Raw genomic sequence first — 17,977 nt, 5'->3', positions numbered from 1 at the left:
AGCGCCGTACAAGAGCCCTGCGGCTGCCCGGCGGTCAGTCCCGTGCGCCGCCACCGAGGTGGTGCACGCGGACCATGTTGGTGGTACCCGGGACGCCGGGCGGCGAGCCGGCCGTGATGACCACGATGTCGCCCTCGTTGAACACCCCGAGCTTGACGATCTCCTGGTCCACCAGGTCGACCATCTCGTCGGTGCTGTTGACGAACGGCACCACGTGCGGCTCCACGCCCCAGCTGAGCGTCATCTGGTTGCGCGTGCCCTCGTCCGTGGTGAACGCGATGATCTGCTGGGCGGCGCGGTAGCGGCTCAGGCGGCGGGCGGTGTCGCCGGACTGGGTGAAGGCGACCAGGCCCTTGCCGCCGAGGAAGTCGGCGATCTCGCAGGCGGCGCGGGCCACCGAACCACCCTGCGTACGCGGCTTCTTGCCCGGCACGAGCGGCTGCAGGCCCTTGGCGAGCAGCTCCTGCTCGGCGGCGGTGACGATCTTCGACATCGTCTTGACGGTCTCGATCGGGTAGGCACCGACCGAGGACTCCGCCGACAGCATGACCGCGTCGGCGCCGTCCAGGATCGCGTTGGCCACGTCGGAGGCCTCGGCGCGGGTCGGGCGGGAGTTGGTGATCATCGACTCCATCATCTGGGTCGCCACGATCACCGGCTTGGCGTTGCGACGGCACAGCTCGATGAGCCGCTTCTGCACCATCGGGACCTTTTCGAGCGGGTACTCGACGGCCAGGTCGCCACGGGCGACCATCACGCCGTCGAACGCCATCACGACGTCCTCCATGTTGGCGACCGCCTGCGGCTTCTCCACCTTGGCGATGACCGGGACGCGGCGGCCGACCTCGTCCATGACCTTGTGGACGTCCTGCACGTCGTTGGCGTCCCGCACGAAGGACAGGGCGACCAGGTCGCAGCCCATGCGCAGCGCGAACCGCAGGTCCTCGATGTCCTTCTCGGACAGCGCCGGCACGTTCACGGCCGCGCCGGGCAGGTTGATGCCCTTGTGGTCGGAGACGACGCCGCCCTCGATGACGATCGTCTTGACCCGCGGGCCCTCGACGTCCAGGACCTTCAGCTCGACGTTGCCGTCGTTGATGAGGATCTGGTCGCCGCGCGCGACATCGCCGGGCAGGCCCTTGTACGTGGTCCCGCAGATGGCCTTGTCGCCCGGGACGTCCTCGGTCGTGATGACGAACTCGTCACCGCGCTCCAGCTCGACCGGGCCCTCGGCGAAGGTCTCCAGACGGATCTTCGGGCCCTGCAGGTCGGCGAGCACACCGATGGCCCGCCCGGTCTCGGCGGCGGCGGCCCTCAGGCGCTCGTACCGCCCCTGGTGGTCTGCGTGGGTGCCGTGGCTGAAGTTGAAGCGGGCCACGTTCATGCCCGCCTCGATCAGCGAGACGAGCTGTTCATGGGAGTCGACCGCGGGGCCGAGAGTACAAACGATTTTCGAACGGCGCATGGGACGATCCTATCGGTTTGTTTCGCCGCGGAATATTCCGTCTGGTGGAAGATACAAATGAGCTGTGCTTTGCTCAGCCGTGTTACTCAAGCGTTCCCGCGCACGGGGCCGCATTTTCGATCCGTCCGACCAGTGCGTACGTCTGTGTCGCGATTTCCAGTTCTTCATCCGTGGGGACCACGGCCACGGCCACGCGTGCGTGCTCGGGCGAGATCAGCCGCGGCTCGTCACTCCGTACGGCGTTCAGCTCGCCGTCCACCATCACGCCCAGCTGCTCCAGGCCCGCGACGGCGGCCTCCCGCACCGGCGCCGCGTTCTCGCCGACCCCGGCGGTGAAGGCGATCGCGTCCACCTTGCCGAGCACCGCGTAATAAGCGCCGATGTACTTCTTCAGACGGTGAATGTAGATGTCGAACGCGAGAGCGGCCCGCTGATCGCCCTCGTCGATCCGGCGGCGGATCTCCCGCATGTCGTTGTCACCGCACAGTCCGATCAGGCCGCTCTTCTTGTTGAGAAGAGTGTCGATCTCGTCCGTGGACATTCCGCCAACTCGCATCAAATGGAAGATGACGGCCGGGTCCATGTCCCCGGAGCGCGTACCCATCACGAGCCCCTCCAAAGGCGTCAGCCCCATGGAGGTGTCCACGCACTTCCCGCCCCGCACGGCCGACGCGGACGCGCCGTTGCCGAGGTGCAGCACGATGACGTTCACGTCCTCCGGCGCCTTGCCCAGCAGCTTCGCGGTGGCCCGGGAGACGTACGCGTGCGAGGTGCCGTGGAAGCCGTACCGGCGTATCCGGTGCCGGTCGGCGGTCTCCACGTCGATCGCGTAGCGGGCGGCCGACTCCGGCATCGTGGTGTGGAACGCGGTGTCGAAGACGGCGACCTGGGGCAGGTCGGGCCGCAGGTGCCGGGCGGTGCGGATGCCGGTGAGGTTGGCCGGGTTGTGCAGCGGGGCGACCGGGATCAGCCGCTCGATCTCGGCGAGCACGGCGTCGTCGATGACGGTCGGCTCGGTGAAGTGCTTGCCGCCGTGCACCACTCGGTGGCCGATCGCGGCCAGCTCGGGCGAGTCGAGCCCGAGCCCGTCCTTGGCGAGCTCCGCCGACACGGCCTTCAGGGCGGCCTCGTGATCCGCTATCGGCCCGGTCCACTCGCGACTCGCGCCGCCGCCGGCGAGAGGCGTGTGCTTGAGCCGGGAGGACTCCTCGCCGATGCGCTCGACGAGGCCCGCGGCCAGCCGGCTGCTGTCACGCATGTCCAGCAGCTGGTACTTCACCGACGAGGAGCCGGAGTTGAGGACGAGGACGCGGGACGGACTCACTGGGCGGTGGCCTTCTCACTCGGGGACTGGGCGGGAGACTGGGCGGGGGACTGGGCCTGGATCGCCGTGATGGCGACCGTGTTGACGATGTCCTGGACGAGGGCGCCCCGGGACAGGTCGTTGACGGGCTTGCGCAGACCCTGCAGCACCGGGCCGACGGCGATCGCGCCGGCCGAACGCTGCACGGCCTTGTAGGTGTTGTTACCTGTATTGAGGTCAGGGAAGATCAAAACCGTTGCCTGCCCGGCGACTTCCGACCCCGGCAGCTTGGTCTGGGCGACCGACGGCTCCACGGCGGCGTCGTACTGGATCGGCCCCTCGATCTTCAGATCGGGCCGCCGCTCGCGCACCAGCTCCGTCGCCTCGCGCACCTTGTCGACATCGGCGCCCGAACCGGACGTACCCGTCGAGTACGACAGCATCGCGATCCGCGGCTCCACGCCGAACTGCTCGGCGGTGGCCGCCGACTGGATGGCGATGTCGGCCAGCTGCTCGGCGTTCGGGTCGGGGTTCACGGCGCAGTCGCCGTAGACGAGGACCTTGTCGGCGAGGCACATGAAGAAGACGGACGACACGATGCCGGCGTCCGGCCTGGTCTTGATGATCTCGAACGCGGGCCGGATCGTCGCGGCCGTCGAGTGGACGGACCCCGACACCATGCCGTCGGCCAGCCCCTCCTGCACCATCAGGGTCCCGAAGTAGTTCACATCGGAGACGACGTCGTACGCCAGCTCCACCGTGACCCCCTTGTGGGCCCGCAGCTGGGCGTACTGCTCGGCGAAGGCGTCGCGCAGCTCGCTGGTCGCCGGGTCGATCAGCTGGGAGTCGCCCAGGTCGATACCGAGGTCGGCGGCCTGCTTGCGGATCCGGTCGACCGGCCCCAGGAGCGTGAGGTCGCAGACGTTGCGCCGCAGCAGCACCTCGGCGGCATGCAGCACGCGCGGCTCACTGCCCTCGGGCAGCACGATGCGGCGCATGTTCGAGCGGGCCCGCTCCAGCAGCTTGTGCTCGAACATCATCGGCGTGACCCGGTCGCTGTTCGGCGCCGAGACCCGCTTGAGCAGGTCGCCGGTGTCGACGTACCGCTCGAACAGGCCCAGCGCGGTCTCCGCCTTGCGTGGGGTGGCCGCGCTCAACTTCCCCTCCAGGGAGAAGAGTTGCTCGGCGGTGGGGAAGCTGTAGCCCGGTACCGACAGGACCGGCGTGCCCGGGGCGAGGCGGGCGGCCAGGGTGAGGATCTCGTCGCCGGGGCGCTCGTCCAGGGTGAGCAGCACACCGGCGATCGGCGGGGTGCCGGCGCTGTGCGCGGCCAGCGAGCCGACGACCAGGTCGGCGCGGTCGCCCGGGGTGACCACCAGGCAGCCCGGGGTCAGGGCGGTGAGGAAGTTGGGCAGCATCGCGCCGCCGAAGACGAAGCCGAGGGCGTCGCGGGCGAGCCCCGAATCGTCGCCGAGCAGGACTTTGGCGTCGAGGGACTGGGCGATCTGGTGGACGGTCGGCGCGGCGAGGGCGGGCTCGTCCGGGACGACGTAACAGGGCACGGGCAGCCGCGAGTCGAGCCGCTCGACGATCTCGTCCCGGACCTCCCGGGCGACCCGGTTGGTGACCATGGCGAGCACGTCGCAGCCCAGGCCCTCGTACGCCCGGTACGCGTTGCGCGTCTCGGCGAGCACGGACTCGGTGGTCTGGCCCCGCCCGCCCACGACCGGTATCACGGACGCGCCGAACTCGTTGGCGAGCCGGGCGTTGAGGGACAGCTCGTCCGGGAGCTGGGTGTCGGCGTAGTCGGTGCCGAGGACGAGGACGACGTCGTAGTTCCGGGCGACGGCGTGGAACCGGTCGACGAGCGTGGACACCAGCTCGTCCGTCCCGCGCTCGGCCTGCAGGGCGGACGCCTCGTGGTAGTCCATGCCGTAGACCGTCGCCGGGTCCTGGGACAGGCGGTAGCGGGCGCGCAGCAGCTCGAACAGCCGGTCGGGGCTGTGGTGGACCAGCGGCCGGAACACCCCCACCCGGTCGACCTGCCGGGTCAGAAGCTCCATCACCCCCAGTTCGACGACCTGGCGGCCGTCGCCGCGGTCGATGCCGGTCACGTACACGCTGCGCGTCACGCGTGCTCTCCGTTTCGTCTGGCGTCTTCTTCTGGCGTCCGTCGTGGGGGTCGCAAAATCGCCCAGTGGGGTGAGCGAAACCCTCTTGACAATACCCTTGCCGCTGGTTAAGGCGCCCGTCAGGATCGGGGGCCGACAGTGCCCTCAGGGACGTGAAACAATCGGATTGGCTCACCGGTATCAACAGCGAGCAGGAGACACAGCACGATGCGTATCGGAGTTCTCACCGCAGGCGGCGACTGCCCCGGCCTGAACGCCGTGATCCGGTCGGTCGTGCACCGGGCGGTCGACAACTACGGCGACGAGGTCATCGGCTTCGAGGACGGGTACTCGGGCCTGCTGGACCGTCGCTACCGTGCCCTCGACCTGGAGAGCGTGAGCGGCATCCTGGCCCGCGGCGGCACCATCCTCGGGTCCTCCCGGCTGGAGCGCGACCGTCTGCGCGAGGCCTGCGACCGGGCCGGCGACATGGTCGAGGACTTCGGCATCGACGCGCTGATCCCGATCGGCGGCGAGGGCACCCTGACGGCGGCGCGGATGCTGTCGGACGCGGGCCTGCCGGTGGTGGGCGTCCCGAAGACGATCGACAACGACATCTCGTCGACGGACCGGACCTTCGGCTTCGACACGGCGGTCGGGGTGGCCACGGAGGCCATGGACCGCCTGAAGACGACCGCGGAGTCCCACCAGCGCGTGATGGTGGTCGAGGTCATGGGCCGGCACGCGGGCTGGATCGCGCTGGAGTCCGGCATGGCGGCCGGTGCGCACGGCATCTGCCTCCCGGAGCGCCCGTTCGACCCCGCCGACCTGGTGAAGATGGTCGAGGAGCGCTTCGCGCGCGGCAAGAAGTTCGCGGTGATCTGCGTCGCCGAGGGCGCCCACCCCGCCGACGGCAGCATGGACTACGGCAAGGGCGACATCGACAAGTTCGGCCACGAGCGCTTCCAGGGCATCGGCACGGCACTGGCGTTCGAGCTGGAGCGCCGCCTCGGCAAGGAGGCCAAGCCGGTCATCCTCGGTCACGTCCAGCGCGGCGGCGTACCCACGGCGTACGACCGTGTCCTTGCCACCCGCTTCGGCTGGCACGCGGTGGAGGCCGCGCACCGGGGCGAGTTCGGCCGGATGACCGCGCTGCGGGGGACCGACGTCGTGATGGTGCCGCTGGCCGAGGCGGTCACCGAGCTGAAGACGGTGCCGAAGGACCGGATGGACGAGGCGGAGTCGGTCTTCTAGGCCCAGGGTTCTCACAGGTTCGGTCCAGGAGTACTTCAGCTCCGGCCGGGACGGTGTGCCCATGCACGCACACAGACCACGCACCCCTGAGGCCGAACGCACCCGCCGTTGGTTCATGAACAGGTCGCTGCTGCTCGGCGGGACCGCCGCGGTGGCGACCATGACCGGCGTGACCGGATGCTCGAACGGCACCGCCACCACGGCGAGCTCCTCGTCGAGCGCCGCGCCCTCGGGCGCCCCCACCGGGATGCCCGGCGGCGGAGGCATGGGTCCCGGCGCCACCGAGATCGCGTACGACGACTTCGTTGGCGTCACGACGAACGGCAAGGTCCAGGAGGACCTGTACGCGATCCACTCCACCGGCGTCTCCACCGACGCGCTCGTCAAGGCCGCGCAGGCGTTCCTCGACGGCCTCTCCGCCAAGGAGAAGCGCTCGGCCCAGTACGACGTACAGGACGACGAGTGGCTGGCCTGGAGCAACGTCGACGGCTACGCACGCAAGGGCGTCCGGATGGGCGACCTCACGGACGAGCGGCGTGACCTCGGTTTCGCGCTGCTCGGCGCGGCCCTGTCCGCCGACGGGCTCACGCAGTCCCGCAACATCATGAAGCTCAACGCGTACCTGGGCGAGTACAGCGGCGGCGGCCGGGAGACCCTCACCGAGGGCCACTACTACTTCACCTTCATGGGCACGCCGTCCACGACCAAGCCGTGGGGCTTCCAGTACGAGGGCCACCACCTGGCGATCAACTACTTCGTCCTCGGCGACCAGGTCGTCATGACGCCGACCTTCATGGGCTCGGAGCCGACGTCCGCGACCTACCAGGGCGAGAAGATCACCCTCTTCCGGAAGGAGACCAAGGCGGGCCTGACGCTGCTGCGTTCACTGACCGACGCCCAGCGCGCCAAGGTGATCTCGACCGAGCAGAAGGCCGGGGACAACCTGAAGGCCGGGGCGGGCCGGGACAACCTCCAGCTCGCCTACCAGGGCCTGGCGGCGGCCGAGTTCACCGACACCCAGCGGGACAGGCTGCTGGACCTGGTGCGCGTGTACGTCGGCACCATGGCGGACGCGCACGCCGAGGTGAGGATGGCGGAGGTCGAGAAGCATCTCGACGACACGTACTTCCACTGGATCGGCGAGACGAAGGACAGCTCGGCCTTCTACTACCGGGTGCACAGTCCGGTCGTGCTCATCGAGTACGACGCGCAGTCACCGCTGGCGTACGGGAACAAGTCGGGTGGCGGGAGTGGTGGCGATGGTGGAGGCGGTATGGGCGGCCCCGGCGGGACGCCGACGCAGCAGCACATCCACACGATCGTCCGGACGCCGAACGGCAACGATTACGGGGCGGATCTCCTGAGGCTGCACCTGGAGAACGATCACTGAAGATCGGCGGGACTTCAGGGGCGGCCGCTCCCCTGGACGGTCGTCCAGAAGTGCTCCACGATCCGGTCCAGGAACTCACGGCCGGCCGCACTGGAGTCACCGCTGCCGCCGCCCCAGCTGAGGGTGGCGGCCATCTGCCCCTGGTAGTTCTGGTGCAGCTCCTGGAGGGTGTCCTCGATGACGCGCCGGTCCAGGGGCGCCATCTTGCCGACCGGACGCACATACGCCTGCCAGCGCGTCGTCACGGCACTGCGCAGCAGCTCGGCGAGTTTCGTGTCGCGGCCCGTGACGGTGATGAAGTCCGGCAGCGACAGGCCGAGGGCTTCGGCGAGGGCGGCGGACTGGCGGTCGGTGCCGTGCCAGTCGTCGGTCTCCTCCATACGGCGATACGCGAGCAGTTCGTGCCCGACGGCACGGGCCACGTCCTCGGGCGCCAGACCACGGGCGATCCGGTGCTCACGCAGCGTCCGCGGCTTGCCGAGCAGCTCCCCGGGCGAGCACCACAACACGCCCGCGAGAGCGGTCAGCTCGCTGCCGGTCGGGGCGGTGAGCTCGCGCTCCCAGGCGATGACCATGTCCTCGGTGACATAGGGGAGCCCGTACGAGGCCCGCATGCCGTAGGCGACATGCTCGGGCCCCATGTTGAGGGCGGCCCGGAGTCTGCGGGCGGCGGGGGCGTTGAAAGGCGGAGTGGGTGGGTTGCGGCGGCTTGAGCGGTTCGGCGGGTTGGGCTGGTTCGGTTGAGCTGGGGGTCGGCGCACGGGGCACAACGTAGGGCGAACAGGGTGGGGTGACTACGGTCTGTTCGGCCAGGATTACGGATTGTAGGAAGCTACGGCTACTGGCGGGTTCGGCGGCGGGGGAGATCGCCTGTGGGGGTCTGGCGGGTGGTTGGGCCGGCGGCGCCGGGGTGGTGGGGGCGGGTCCTCCGGTTGGTGACGGTCGGTGAACGGCAAGGTCAGGAGGCATATTCGCGGATGCTTTCGGGCGTCGGTCTCCTGATGGCTCCTGGAGGGGGTGCCCGGGTCATGGGGGCATGTGAACGGATGTCGAAGATGGGTGCGGCGTGGTCGACGCCGTGAATGGGGGTGTGGAGGGGGCTGGGTGCGGCTCAATCCCGACGTCGAGGAGGAAGCGTTCATTGGAAGGGTGGTGTGGGGTGCCGGGGAGGTCTGGGGTGCCGCCCCGGTTCGCGGGCCCGGGCGCGGCACACGGCGGCTTCGGTGTCGGCGTTGGCTCGGTCGAAGGCGTCCGATGCCACGCCTGCCGATGTCCCGCGGGGTGAGGGCGAGCTTGGTCCACGCCGCTTCTCGATGCACGTGAGGCGTACCGTGTTGGGTGCGCGAGGTTCGGAGGCGGTGCGGGGGACTGCGTGATGGCCGGTGCGGGTGGCGGGCGGTACTACGGGGATCATCTTGACTTTCGGGACGGGGAGTTCAAGGGGATCGTCGTCGCGAAGGGGAGCGTCTCTCAGCATGCGGCCGCGCCGACCGCCTTGGATGCTCTGCCTGCGCGCGTGACCGGGTTCACCGGCCGGGGCGACGAGCTGGGGCGACTGCTTGCCGCCTTCGATCCGGCGGATGGTGGCGAGTCAGGGGTGGTGCCGGTGCTGGTTGCCGCGCTGTCCGGGCTCGGTGGGATCGGGAAGACCGCGCTGGCCGTGGAGGCTGCTCACGAGGCTTGTGGGCAGGGGTGGTTTCCGGGCGGGGTGCTCTTTCTGGATCTGCATGGGTACGACGACGATCCCGTCACGGGGCAGCAGGCGCTGGAGGCATTGCTGCGGGCGCTGGGCGCGGAGCCGGAGCATATTCCGGTGCGGGCCGATGAACGGGGGGCGTTGTACCGGTCGATGCTCGCGGAGCGGAGGCGGGAGCGGGGGGCGGTGCTGGTGCTCGCCGACAACGCTTCGTCGCCGGAGCAGGTGCGGCCGCTGATTCCCGGGGATGCGCGACATCGGGTGCTGGTCACCTCGCGAAGCAAGTTGCCTCAGCTGGGGGCGCGGTTGCTGGCGTTGGACGAGCTGATGCCGGAGGAAGCGGTCGAGCTGCTCGACCGTGCGCTGCGGATCGCGGACCCGGACGACGGCCGGGTCGGTGACGCGGCCGAGGCCGCGGTGGAGCTTGCCGCCCGTTGTGGGCATCTGCCGCTGGCCCTCCAGATCGCTGCGGCGCTGCTGGCGCTGGACCGGGACAAGCCAGTCGCCGAACTTGCCGCCGAACTGTCCGAGTTCGGCGACCGGCTGGTGCATTTGGACGACGGTGAGCGCAGTGTCCGCGCCGCCTTCGACCTGTCGTATCGGCGCCTGCCGGCCGATCAGGCACGCCTGCTGCGGCTGCTTGCCCTTGCTCCGGGGAGCGAGGTGACCACCGAGGCGGTGACCGTCCTCACGGGCGGAGACGTCCCGCCGAATCGGGACCTGGACGCGCTGGCCCGCGCGCACCTCGTCGAACGCGGGACCGGGCGTGGGCGGTGGGGGCTGCATGACCTGGTGCGGGCGTTCGGGGGGGCGACGGCGGTGGGGCAGGCCGGCTTCGTGGCGGAGGGGAACGAGGCCCGGAGTCGGCTGCTGGAGTATTTCCATCGGTGGGCGGAGGCGGCCGAGCAGCGGCTGGAGTGGTTTCCGGGGCAGCCCGAACCGGAGCGGTTCGCGGACTACCGTGCCGCGTTCGAGTGGCTGGACGCGGAGCGTGAGGGGCTGGTGGCTGCCGTGCAGTGGGCTCACGAGCCCCCGTACACGGACATGGCGGTGTCGTTGGCCGAACGGTTGGCGACCTACCTGAGCCGGCGGAGGTACTTCGAGGACTGGATCACCGTCGCCCGTACCGCACGGGAAGCGGCCCATCGCCGGGGGAACCGACGTGCCGAGGCCGGTGCGTGGGAGAGCCTGGGGAGCGGGCTGCGGCAGGCGGGACGGTATGACGAGGCCCTCGGCGCCCTGGGCCGGGCCTGCGAGCTGTTCCGAGCCGTCGGGGACGCCAACCGTGAGGTCTTCGCGCTGAACAAGTTCGGCATCGCACTGCAGGTGGCGGGCCGACTCGACGAGGCGATCGATGTCCACAGGCGCGACCTGGACCTGTTTCGGAGCGCCGGAGATCGCCGTGGCGAGGCCATCGCATGGATCAACCTTGGAGGCGCACTGGCGGAAGGAGGACGGCTGGACGAGGCGATCGATGCCCACACCCGCGCTTGTGACCTCCTCGGGACCGTGGGGGACCGCCACCACGAGGCCTACGCGTGGAGCAACCTCGGCAGTGCCCTGCAGCGGACGGGACGGGTGAGACAGGCGATCGAGTCGTATCGGAAATCCCTTGAGAACTACGCGGAGTTCGAGGACTGGTACGGGGAAGGTCTGACCCTGGAACAGCTGGCCTCGGCCCACGAAGACGCTCAGGAACCCTGCGAAGCCCGGTCCTGCCGGCTTCGCGCCGCCGACTCCTTCACCCGGGCCAACGCACCGGACCGAGCCACCGCAGCCCGCAGGGCGGCAGCCGAACCCTTCACCCCTTGACCGCCCCACCCAACGCGAAACCGCTGCCCAGCCTCCGCGCGATCAGCACGTACAGCAGGATCACCGGCGTCGAGTACACGATCGAGAACGCCGCGAGCTGGCCGTACGCCACCATCCCGCGGTTGCCGAAGAACTCGTTGATGCTCACGGCCGCGGGCATTTGGTCGGGGGTGAGCAGGAGCATGAACGGGACGAAGAAGTTGCCCCACATCATCACGAAGGAGAAGACCGTGACGACGGCGACTCCGGGGCCCATGAGGGGCAGCACGATCCGCACCAGCGACTGGAGCGACGACGCCCCGTCCGTCCAGGCCGCCTCCTCCAGCTCCTTCGGTACGCCGTCCATGAAGTTCTTCATCAGCCAGATGGCGAACGGCAGTTGAGAGGCGGCGAAGAAGAAGATCGTGCCCTGCATGGTGTCGATCAGGTTCACCTGCACGAACAGCGCGTACACCGGCACCATGATCGCGGTGATCGGCAGGCTGGTCGCGAAGAGGATCGTGAGCAGGAACGGGCGGTTGAAGCGGGAGCGGAAGCGGGACAGCGGGTAGGCGGCGAGGGCCGCGCACGCGACCGTCAGGGCCGTCCCGCCGCCGCACAGGAGCAGGCTGTTGAGCAGCGGCGTGAAGGTGATGTCCGGGGTCAGGACGGCGTCGAAGTTGTCCAGGGTGACGCCGTCCGGGAGCTTCACCTGGAGGTTCGCGTGCGTGTCCAGGGCGGAGAGGACCACCCACGCGAGCGGGAGCACGAACGTGGCGGCCACCGCGAGGAGGCCGGCGTCGGCGGCCAGGCGGTGGGTGGTCCTGCGGGACGAGAGAGGGCGGGGCATGGGCGTCAGACCTCCGTTCGCAGCAGGCGCAGGTAGACCAACGAGAACAACGAGCCCACCACCAGGAGCAGCAGGGCGACCGCCGTGCCGTAGCCGATCATGCTCTTCTGGAACGCCTCCTCGTACATGAACAGCGGCAGCGTCTGGCTCTTGCCGCCCGGACCGCCCCTCGTCATCACCCAGATCAGACCGAAGACGGACAGGGTCTGGAGGGTGATGAGCATGAGGTTCGTGCCGATGGAGCGGCGGATCATCGGGAGCGTGATGTGCCACATACGACGCCAGCCGCCGGCGCCGTCGACCTCGGCCGCCTCGGTGATCTCCTTCGGGATCTCGTTGAGAGCGGCTGAGTAGACCAGCATCGAGAAGGCCGTACCCCGCCATACGTTCGCGAACGACACAGCCAGGATCGGGAGCGTGAACAGCCAGTTCTGGGTGGGGAGGTGGAGCCAGTCCAGGATGGCGTTCAGGGTGCCCTCGCGGCGGAAGAAGGCGTAGAGGAGGAATCCGGCGACGACCTCCGGCAGGACCCACGCCGCGATGACGATGCCGCCGGTGACGGTGCGGACGGGCTTCGAGGCGCGCTGCATCAGCACGGCCAGGCCCAGGCCCAGGGTGTTCTGGCCGATCAGGGCCGAGATGACGGTGAAGACGAGGGTGAGCCAGACCGCGTTGAGGAACGCCTCGTCACCGAACGCCGTACGGAAGTTGTCGAAGCCGACGAACGACTCCTCGGCCTGGCCGGTGAGTTGGAGGTCGGTGAAGGCGATCCAGGCGCAGTAGGCGATGGGGCCGGCGAGGAAGAGGAGCAGGAGGACGACGGCGGGGGAGACGGGGAGGGCTCGGGCGAGGGAGCGGTGGAGTGGGGTGGAGGGGTGGGGGTGGGGCGGCTTTCGGGGGTGCTTCGGGTGTTTCGGGTGTTTCGGGTCGGTCGTTGGGCGTGAAGTCGGCGGGCCCGACGGGGACTCGGCTCCCTTCGGGCCCGCGGCCGCGCGCTGTGCGTCGGCGGTCATGGGCGGTCGTCCTCGCCGTGCTTCACTTCTCGATCACCTGGTCGTCCGTCGCCGACTTCAGCTCCTCGTCGTAGCCCTTCGCCGCCTCCTCGACGGACATGTCGCCCGTCGTCACGCCCTCCATCGCCTCCTGCACGGCGGTGGAGACCTTCGGATACGCCGGGTACGCGGGGCGGTAGTGGGTGCTGGACACGAGGTCCGTGAAGAACTTGATGCCGGGTTGGGCGTCGATGTAGGCGGGGTCGTCGGCGACGTCCTGCCGTACCGCGATGCCGGAGTTGGCGACGTACCACTTCTGGGCGTTCGCCTTCGTCTGCATCGTCTTGATGAACTCGAAGGCCAGGTCGGGGTTGCCCGCCTTGGCCGGGATGGACCAGGTCCAGCCGCCGGACATGCTCACCTTGCCGGGGGCCTGGCCGTTCTGCGTGGGCAGGGCGGCGAGGCCGAGTTCGTCGGACCACTCGGGCCATTCGTGTCCGCTGCCGGGGAGCCAGTCCTGCGGGAGCCAGGAGCCGTCGAGGGCGATGGCGAGCTTGCCCTGCGGGAGCCACTCGCCGCGGACGCGGGTCATGACGTTGGGGTCGAGGGCGTCGGAGACGTCCGGGCCGAGCTTCTCCTTGTAGACGGTCTCGACGAAGGCGAGGGAGTCCTTGAAGCCCTGGCCGCCGGCGACCCACTTCTTGGTGGACTTGTCGTAGAGGGGGTCGGTCGCGCCGTCGTTCGTGCCGTAGAGCAGCATCTCGAAGGTCTGCATGGTGGCGGCCTCGCCGACGGGCTTGCCCGTGTAGACGTTCAGGGGGATGGCGTCGGGGGCCTTCTGCTTGATGGTGCGGGCCGCGTCGAGGACGTCGTCCCAGGTCTTCGGCTGCCAGTCGGTGGGCAGGCCGGCCTTCTTGAAGATGCCCTTGTTGAACCACAGGCCCCGGGTGTCGGTGCCGTCCGGGACGCCGTACGTCTTGCCGTCCTCGCCCTTGGCGGCGGCCTTCGCGGTGTCGATGAACTGGTTCCAGTCCTGCCACTTGGCGAGGTACGGGTCGAGGGGTTTCAAGTACCCGCTGGTGATGTCCGAGTTGATGAGGAACGTGTCCTCGTAGACCAGGTCGGGGGCGGTCTTGGGGGAGCGGAGCATCTGCTGGAGCTTGGTGTAGTACTCCGAGTCGGGGGCCTTGATGGGGACGAACTCGACCTTCTTGCCGGGGTTCGCCTTCTCGAACTGCTTCTTGATGTCCGCGAGGTAGGTGTCCATCACCTTGATGGAGTTGTCCGTGGACTGTTTGAAGGAGACCTTGAGGGTGTCCGGGTCACTGCCGGAGCCGCTGCCGCAGGCGGTGAGTGTGGCTGCGGCGGCGAGAGTCAGGGCGAGGAGTGTGGGGAGGGCCGGGCGAGTGGGGCGGGTGGCGGTGGGGCGCACGGGCATGACCTCCTGCGGGCGCACTTCGTTGTGGCGCGGGGATGGCTGCCTGGTGAACGTAGGTTGAGTGGTCTAGTCAGGTCAATGCGTGTGCGGCGGATTGGGTGACGGCTTTGGTGTGGGCGATGGGGGAGTTACTCCGGTAGTTCGGCGGCGCGGGTTCGGGCTTGGGCGGCTTCGGTGGGGGCGTTGGCGCGGGTGAAGGCGTCGGCGGCCTGGAGGTAGGTGGCGTGGGCCGCGGCGTGGTGGTCGGCGGCCTCGCAGGTGACGGCGAGGTTGTAAAGGGTCTGCCCGGCGCCGTACCAGTCCTCGAACTCCCTGCGGAGCTCCAGGGACTTGCCGTACGCCTCGATCGCGTTCTCCGCCCGGCCCGCCGTCCGCAGAGCGATACCGAGGTTGTGCCACGTCATGGCCTCGCGGTGGCGATCTCCGGCGGCCTGGAACAGGTCGCGGGCGCGTGTGTGGGCGTCGATTGCCTCCTCGGCCCGGCCGGCCTCCTGCAGGGCGATGCCGAGGTTGTTCCACGCCATGGCCCCGCTGTAGCGGTCTGCGGTTGCCTGGTAAAGGTCGCGGGCGCGGGTGTGGGCGTTGATCGCTTCCTCGGCCCGGCCGGCCTCCTGCAGGGCGAGGCCGAGGTTGTTCCACGCTATGGCCTCGCTGTCGCGGTCTGCGGTTGCCTGGTAAAGGTCGCGGGCGCGGGTGTGGGCGTCGATCGCCTCCCCCGCTCGGTCCGCATTCCGCAGGGCGAGGCCGAGGTTGTTCCACGCGCTGGCCTCGTCCAGCCGGCCCCCGGCCCGGCGGGCGGCCTCCAGCGCGGCCTCCGCGACGGCGATCCAATCGTCGAAGTACCGCCGCCAGGGCAGATACTCCGCCAGACAGCGGGCCAGCCGCACCGCTGTGGCCGCGAACCGCTCCTCCCGCCCCCAACTCACCGCCGCAACCAGACCCGCCCGCTCCCCGTCCAGCCACGCCAATGCCTGCCCCCGATCCCCGAACCGCTCGGGCTCCTCCCTCCCCGGCAGCCACCGCAACCGATCACCAGCCGCATTCGCCCACCGCAAGTAGAACCCCAGCACCCGCTCCCGCGCAGCCTCCCCCTCCTCCCGCAATCCCGCACCCCCGGCCACCACACCCACCCCAAACCCCCGCACCAGGTCATGCAACCGCCACCGCATGGCGGAAGCCGTCCCGTGGCCGCCCCGCACCGGCGCGACGAGATGTCTGGCGGCCAGGTCCTCCAGCAGGGACAGCGCGGGCTCCGTGTCGAGGTCGGCGAGAGCGGCGACCGCCTCCGTGCCGGTTTCCGCACCCGGAGCGAGGCAGAGCATGCGCAGCAGCCGGGCCTCGTCGGGCGGCAGCCGCCGGTAGGAGGTCTCCAGCACAGGGCGCAGGACAAGTGAGCGTCCGTAGAGGTCCGTTCCCGGACTACTCCGGTCAAGGACGGCGGTCGGATCCCCGGTGTCCCGGATATCGGCCACCAGAGAGGCGATGTCCCGATGGCGTCGTCGACGCAGCATTCCCGAGGCGATCTGGAGGGCCAGGGGCAAGTGGCCGCACAGACCCGTCAGTTCGCGTAGTGCGTCGGGCTCGCGAGCCGGGCGTTCGTCGCGTTCGTCGGTGTCGTGCAGGGCGCGGGTCACGAGCGCGACGGAGTCGTCCGGATCGAGTGCTTCCAGGTCGATCAGGCGTACCGAAAGGGCATCGGGACGGTCCCGAGAGGTGATGAGCACCCGGTGGTGGTCCGTGCCCGGCAGGAGCGGCAGGTACTGGGACGGGTCCGACGCGTTGTCCAGGATCAGCAGCATCCGCTCCCGTCGTTCGGCGAGAAGCGCACGGTACGCGTCGTACTGCCGCTCCGACGTCGTCGGCAGATCCCGGTCTCGCACACCGAGCGCGTCGAGCAGCGCCAGCACCGCCTGATCAGCTGTGACCGGGTCGTCGTCGTACCCCCGCAGGTCCACGAAGAGCGTCCCGCCCGGGAACCAGCCCTGCGTACGGGCCCGGTGCGCCGTCTCCACCGCCAGTGCGGTCTTGCCGATGCCTCCCATACCCGTGACGGCGAAGATGAGGACCGGGAGCGCGGCCGTGTCGTCCTGGTCGGGCGAGAGATGCGGGAGCAGGCGGTCCAGCTCGGCCGAGCGGCCGGTGAAGCCCAGGGGGCGGGGTGGGAGTGCGGCGGTCGCTCGCGGGACCGGGCCGTGCGCGGTGCCCCTGCTGCCTCTACCGGCGCTCGTCGCTCTTTCCGATGACGGTGCCGTGGAAGGTCCCGCCCCGGAAGTCGATGTGGTCTCCGCCGTACGTCGCTCCGCCGTCTCCGCGTTGTTGGGGACCCTCCTCGGAGTCGGAGGAAACAGGCGATCCCTTGCGGGGCCGGTGCTTGCGCAGCACCGCCACGGTCACCGCGGCCGCCTGCTTGGCGGCGAGTTCCTGTGAACCCGCGGCGTCGGCAGCGCGCTTGCCGGCATCGGCGCGGTCGCTGATGCCCCGGATCACCAGGGCGTTCAACTGGCCGTTCAGATGGGCCGCGTGTGCTGCGCCGGAGCCCTCCATCTCGATCGCGCCCGCGTCGTTGTAGTTCCTGCGCAGGTGCCGGGCGATGTCGGACTCGGAGTCCGCCAGGACCACGTCCCCCGTGGCGATCGGCAGGAAGTGCGCCCGTACATCGGGCAAGTCCCGTACGGCGGAACGGGCCGCCTGTTCCAGCGCGTGCGAGCCCGGCAGGGCCTTCGGCCGGACCAGGAAACCCTCCGGCGTCTGCTTGCCACCGTGGATCTCGTACACCTGCGTGCCCACGACGACGTCGCCGATCCCGATGTCGTCCTTCAGGCTGCCGGCGACACCGACGAAGAACACGGCTTCGGGATGCAGCCAGTTGATGAGCTGGGTGGTGAGAGCGGCGGCCCGTTCGGCGCCCATGCCCAGCTCGGCGATGGCAACCTGCCAGGACGTACCGGCCAGTTGACCGGTTTCGACACGGGTTCCCTCAGGGTGCACGAGCTCCTGCCGCTTCTCGACATGCGCGCGCAGGGCGGCGTATTCGAGAGGAAGCGCGGTCAGGACGAGAACAGTGGGCTGAGTCTCCGGCACACTCATAACGTACAGCCGGGGGAAGGGAAGAGAGTGCCGGAACAGGACGTCACCGTAGGGCAGTTGCTGCTCGCCGAGTACCAGAGCGTCAAGGACGAGCAGAAGGCGCGGATCGGGTTCCGGGACAACCTGCTCTACGTGACGCTGGCCGTCGTGGCCGCCGTCATCGCTGCCGCCGCTCAGGCCAAGCAGGCCTCGATGCTGCTCGCGCTGCCGCCGGTGTGTGTCGTCCTCGGGTGGACGTACCTCGTGAACGACCAGAAGATCTCGGCGATCGGCGCCTACGTCCGTGAGGACCTCGGGCCCCGGCTCGCCGCACTCGCCGCGCCCGGCGGCGGATTCCAGGCGTTCGGCTGGGAGACCGCGCACCGGGGGGACGCGCGGCGCGGGTCCCGTAAGGCCGTGCAGCTCCTGGTGGACCTGTTGGCCTTCTGTGCTGTGCCGTTGGCGGCGCTGGTGTTGTTCTGGGTGGACGGGGAGTCCGGGGCGCTGCTTGTTGTGCTGTCGGTGGCGGAGGCGTTGGCTGTGGGCGGGCTCGCCTGGCAGGTCGTGCGGTACGCGAAGGGGGAGTGAACTCCCTTTGTGCGGCGTACCGTTGAAGGATGT

The 17,977-nt window shown here is 69.6% G+C and carries 13 protein-coding genes; 4 read left to right on the top strand and 9 right to left on the bottom strand.

The features are described 5' to 3' along the window. Nucleotides 1-34 precede the first annotated feature (34 nt). From pyk to pta, 3 genes are all read right to left on the bottom strand, one after another. Nucleotides 35-1,465, bottom strand: coding sequence for a pyruvate kinase (pyk, locus tag BLU79_RS16460; protein ID WP_093906530.1), 1,431 nt, complete (start codon nt 1,463-1,465; stop codon nt 35-37). An 82-nt stretch (nt 1,466-1,547) separates the two neighbouring features. Further along, nucleotides 1,548-2,789: an acetate kinase gene (locus BLU79_RS16455; protein WP_093906529.1), complete on the bottom strand. Its 1,242-nt coding sequence runs from the start codon at nt 2,787-2,789 to the stop codon at nt 1,548-1,550. Next, a complete protein-coding gene (gene pta, locus BLU79_RS16450) occupies nt 2,786-4,900 on the bottom strand; it encodes a phosphate acetyltransferase (RefSeq protein ID WP_093906528.1) in 2,115 nt (704 codons plus the stop codon). Before pta ends, BLU79_RS16455 begins: the two co-directional genes overlap by 4 nt. Before the next feature lie 207 nt (nt 4,901-5,107). On the opposite strand from pta, the gene BLU79_RS16445 reads away from it, so the two are divergent. Further along, nucleotides 5,108-6,133 carry an ATP-dependent 6-phosphofructokinase gene (locus tag BLU79_RS16445; RefSeq protein ID WP_093906527.1) on the top strand — a complete coding sequence of 342 codons (1,026 nt, stop codon included), beginning with the start codon at nt 5,108-5,110 and terminating at the stop codon, nt 6,131-6,133. A 61-nt stretch (nt 6,134-6,194) separates the two neighbouring features. Further along, on the top strand, nt 6,195-7,523 hold the full coding sequence (locus BLU79_RS16440) for a DUF3500 domain-containing protein (protein ID WP_256333347.1): 1,329 nt from the start codon (nt 6,195-6,197) through the stop codon (nt 7,521-7,523). A 14-nt stretch (nt 7,524-7,537) separates the two neighbouring features. On the opposite strand, the gene BLU79_RS16435 is transcribed toward BLU79_RS16440, so the two are convergent. Further along, a complete protein-coding gene (locus BLU79_RS16435) occupies nt 7,538-8,284 on the bottom strand; it encodes a transcriptional regulator (protein WP_093906525.1) in 747 nt (248 codons plus the stop codon). 755 nt (nt 8,285-9,039) lie between these two features. Here BLU79_RS16435 and BLU79_RS16430 point away from each other — a divergent pair. Continuing rightward, complete coding sequence (locus BLU79_RS16430; RefSeq protein ID WP_371131875.1) at nt 9,040-11,031, top strand: tetratricopeptide repeat protein; 1,992 nt, start codon at nt 9,040-9,042, stop codon at nt 11,029-11,031. Here BLU79_RS16430 and BLU79_RS16425 read toward each other — a convergent pair. The 5 genes from BLU79_RS16425 to BLU79_RS16405 all read right to left on the bottom strand — a co-directional run bounded on the left by BLU79_RS16425 (nt 11,021) and on the right by BLU79_RS16405 (nt 17,377). Then, complete coding sequence (locus tag BLU79_RS16425; protein ID WP_093906523.1) at nt 11,021-11,860, bottom strand: carbohydrate ABC transporter permease; 840 nt, start codon at nt 11,858-11,860, stop codon at nt 11,021-11,023. The two genes, BLU79_RS16430 and BLU79_RS16425, sit on opposite strands and share 11 nt — an antisense overlap. Nucleotides 11,861-11,865: 5 nt before the next feature. Next, on the bottom strand, nt 11,866-12,873 hold the full coding sequence (locus BLU79_RS16420; RefSeq protein WP_093906522.1) for a carbohydrate ABC transporter permease: 1,008 nt from the start codon (nt 12,871-12,873) through the stop codon (nt 11,866-11,868). 22 nt (nt 12,874-12,895) lie between these two features. Continuing rightward, on the bottom strand, nt 12,896-14,290 hold the full coding sequence (locus tag BLU79_RS16415; protein WP_093906521.1) for an extracellular solute-binding protein: 1,395 nt from the start codon (nt 14,288-14,290) through the stop codon (nt 12,896-12,898). 128 nt (nt 14,291-14,418) lie between these two features. After that, nucleotides 14,419-16,404: a tetratricopeptide repeat protein gene (locus BLU79_RS16410; RefSeq protein ID WP_093906520.1), complete on the bottom strand. Its 1,986-nt coding sequence runs from the start codon at nt 16,402-16,404 to the stop codon at nt 14,419-14,421. A 100-nt stretch (nt 16,405-16,504) separates the two neighbouring features. Then, nucleotides 16,505-17,377, bottom strand: a complete 873-nt coding sequence (locus tag BLU79_RS16405; protein ID WP_093906519.1) for a 5'-methylthioadenosine/S-adenosylhomocysteine nucleosidase family protein — start codon at nt 17,375-17,377, stop codon at nt 16,505-16,507. Between the two features lie 27 nt (nt 17,378-17,404). On the opposite strand from BLU79_RS16405, the gene BLU79_RS16400 reads away from it, so the two are divergent. Then, entirely contained in the window at nt 17,405-17,944 is a 540-nt protein-coding gene (locus BLU79_RS16400; RefSeq protein WP_093906518.1) for a hypothetical protein, read from the top strand. Nucleotides 17,945-17,977 lie beyond the last annotated feature (33 nt).

The sequence above is a fragment of the Streptomyces sp. cf386 genome (genome assembly GCF_900103585.1).
Lineage (GTDB): Bacteria > Actinomycetota > Actinomycetes > Streptomycetales > Streptomycetaceae > Streptomyces.
This window is presented reverse-complemented; position numbering and strand designations above follow the sequence as displayed.

Coding starts and splice junctions, on each gene's coding strand:
- pyk (WP_093906530.1), bottom strand. CDS start 1,465: ATGCGCCGTTCGAAAATCGTTTGTACTCTCGGCCCCGCGGTCGACTCC.
- BLU79_RS16445 (WP_093906527.1), top strand. CDS start 5,108: ATGCGTATCGGAGTTCTCACCGCAGGCGGCGACTGCCCCGGCCTGAAC.
- BLU79_RS16440 (WP_256333347.1), top strand. CDS start 6,195: ATGCACGCACACAGACCACGCACCCCTGAGGCCGAACGCACCCGCCGT.
- BLU79_RS16425 (WP_093906523.1), bottom strand. CDS start 11,860: ATGCCCCGCCCTCTCTCGTCCCGCAGGACCACCCACCGCCTGGCCGCC.
- BLU79_RS16420 (WP_093906522.1), bottom strand. CDS start 12,873: ATGACCGCCGACGCACAGCGCGCGGCCGCGGGCCCGAAGGGAGCCGAG.
- BLU79_RS16415 (WP_093906521.1), bottom strand. CDS start 14,290: ATGCCCGTGCGCCCCACCGCCACCCGCCCCACTCGCCCGGCCCTCCCC.
- BLU79_RS16405 (WP_093906519.1), bottom strand. CDS start 17,377: ATGAGTGTGCCGGAGACTCAGCCCACTGTTCTCGTCCTGACCGCGCTT.